Source organism: uncultured Bacteroides sp., from assembly GCF_902491285.1.
Taxonomy (GTDB): domain Bacteria; phylum Bacteroidota; class Bacteroidia; order Bacteroidales; family Bacteroidaceae; genus Bacteroides.
In genome coordinates, this window is the sequence record NZ_CABUHK010000179.1 from 1 (window position 1) to 2,123 (window position 2,123).

Sequence of the window (2,123 nt, forward strand, 5' to 3'; positions counted from 1 at the left end):
GCGGCGTCGCGTGCCCGTTCGGGACGGTTGCCGGCTCCAAGCCCTTGTGTGATGCTACGGCCCAGTTGCAGTTTCACCGGGACGGGTGATTCGGCTAATGCCTGGTTGTCCGTGTTGCAAAGAACGAACGTTACATCATGGATACCTTCCCGGTACATATGGTTCACGGCGTTACCGCCGCCACCGCCTACACCAATCACTTTGATGATTTTCGGCGAATCTGTCGGGAAATCGAATTGTACTATCTCGTCCATATCCTATCTATTTTTATTTATCACTAATCACTAAAACACTAATCACTTACTTCATATCATCGTCCGAGAAGATTTCTTTTGTCAGCGAGTCAATCTTGCGCTGAATCCAGCTCGGACCGGCTTCCCGTTTCCGTCTTTCCTTCTCTTCTTTCTCCTTCTGCTTGCGAAGCCGTTCTGCTTCTTTGGCTGCTATCTTCGCTTCGCGTTCTTCTTCCTCTTTCTTGAGACGGGCAAGGCGTGCCTGTTCTTTCAGCTCCTGGTCGTCTTCGAACATATCTACTGTCCTGTGGATTTCTGTTTCCGGTTTCGGAGTCACCGGAATTGATGCAGGCTGCGGAGCAGTTTCTGTCAGGCAGCAGTTCTGGTTTCCTTCAAACAGGAGTCCGAACAGGGTATTCTGCGAGCCGTCTTTTTTCAGGATGTTACTTGGAGCGTGGACGGTGTTGCGCGGGAGTTTAGCCATCCGTATTTTCTCTACTTTGCTACGTTTGCGCAGCATTTCGTCGAGGTTTTTCAGGTTGGCGGCTCCTCCCGTCAGGATAATTCCTGCCAGCAGCTTGTCCTCGAAGCCGGATAGCTGTACCTGATTCCATACGTTGGTGATGATTTCTTCGGCACGGGCTTCGATGATATTATTGAGGTCGGCCACTTTGATGGTGCGGCTGTCGTCGTCCAGTTTGCAGGTAACTTCTTCCTGTTCCGGGTCTTCCTCGTAGAGGGCGTCGCCGTAAGCTTTCTTCAGGCGTTCCGCTTCTTCCTCCTCCATTTGCAGGGTGGTGATGTCGCGGGTGATGCTGTTACCGCCCAATGGTAATACGGTCAGGAAGCGGAGAATGTTGTTCTTGTAGACAGAGATGGTGGTCGTATCCGCTCCGAAGTCAATCAATGCGCAACCCGAACGGCGTTCGCTTTCCGTCAGTACGGCGTTGGCTGTCACGAGCGGGGCAATCAGTTGGTCGGCAATGTCGATTTTAGCCTGCTGGAAGCAGTGCTCCAGATTCTTTCGTACGGAAGCGCGGGCTACGATATTGAGGAAACGGCCTTCGATATGGCTTCCCACCAAACCCACCGGATTGGCTTGCAGGTTGTTGCCTACCTTATATTCCTGGGGGGCTACGTCCAATATATCCATGTCGACTACCGGAATGGCGATATTCTCGTCACCGATAGCGCTTACAAGCTCTTCCGATATGATGGCTTCATCTTCCAAATCGCGGCTTACCACGTTGCGGACTGTGCGGAGTGACTGTCCGCCGATGCCTACATATACTTTGGCGATTGAGTTTTTCAACTCACCTTCCAGTCTGTTGATGATAGAAGTCAGGCTTTGTGCCGTTTTGTCCAAGTTGAAGATGACCCCTTTACGGATGAACGTAGAAGAGTCTTCCTGGGCATATGCCAATACCTGCATACTTCCGTCACTGTTCTTTTTTCCGGCCACACCGGTTATCTTCGATGAACCAAGTTCAATAGCGGCGATAAATTCTGTTGTTGCCATCTCTTTATTTACAATTTAATTATTTACAATTTACTATTTAGAGAGACTTGTCACTCATCACTCATAATCTATTACTCATCACTCTCTCTTCGTACAGATAATTTGGTTGCTGAACTCGAGGTTGATGCGTGAATACTTGTTCCAGCCTACCTGGTTGAGTCCCTTCTTATAGAACTCTTTCAGACGTGCCAGTTTGCTTTCAAAGTTGTCCAGTTTGCCGAGATAGATAAGGTGGTCTCCCACACGCGGCACTAATTCGATATTGCGGTCGGGCAATACGTGAATTTGTTCTATCTGAGCATCCCAGAACTTATTGTTATGCAAAAATACACCAAACTTATATAAATCCTTCATTGCAAACGACTTTTCTA

Annotated in this window: 2 protein-coding genes and 1 pseudogene; all 3 read right to left on the reverse strand. The window is 48.9% G+C overall.

Features of this window, described 5'->3' with window-relative positions; genetic code table 11:
* A pseudogene (locus tag RDN93_RS22010) lies at positions 1 to 254 on the reverse strand (cell division protein FtsZ); the annotation flags it as partial.
* A gap of 46 nt (positions 255 to 300) precedes the next feature.
* Entirely contained in the window at positions 301 to 1,752 is a 1,452-nt protein-coding gene (ftsA, locus tag RDN93_RS22015) for a cell division protein FtsA (RefSeq protein ID WP_308747435.1), read from the reverse strand.
* Positions 1,753 to 1,830: 78 nt separating this feature from the next.
* A partial coding sequence (locus tag RDN93_RS22020; protein ID WP_374047439.1) for a cell division protein FtsQ/DivIB occupies positions 1,831 to 2,123 on the reverse strand: 293 nt, incomplete at its 5' end.

What these genes read in the sequence shown, in the direction of transcription:
- ftsA (WP_308747435.1), bottom strand. Translation starts at nt 1,752, where the DNA reads ATGGCAACAACAGAATTTATCGCCGCTATTGAACTTGGTTCATCGAAG.